1 protein-coding gene is annotated in these 218 nt (G+C 74.8%); it reads right to left on the minus strand.

Features of this window, described 5'->3' with window-relative positions:
• A partial coding sequence (locus JMJ55_RS30760; RefSeq protein WP_407927583.1) for a sugar phosphate nucleotidyltransferase occupies positions 1-218 on the minus strand: 218 nt, incomplete at both ends.

A 218-nucleotide genomic window follows, 5' to 3' on the forward strand; every position in this document is an offset into this window, starting at 1 on the left:
GCCATGATCCAGAGCACCGCCTCCGGCGACTGCTCGGCGACCAGCAGGGCGGCCGCGGCGATGGCGGGGGCGCTGTTGCGCCCGGCCGGCTCCAGCAGGATGCGGGCGCCGGCGATCTTGGCCTCCCGCAGCTGCTCGGCAACCAGGAAGCGATGCGCCTCGTTGCAGACAACGACGGGCGGGCCGAATTCGCCGCCCATCGCCCGGGCCGCGGTCTG

It is taken from the genome of Belnapia mucosa, assembly GCF_016775475.1.
In the GTDB taxonomy this organism is placed as follows: Bacteria; Pseudomonadota; Alphaproteobacteria; order Acetobacterales; family Acetobacteraceae; genus Belnapia; species Belnapia mucosa.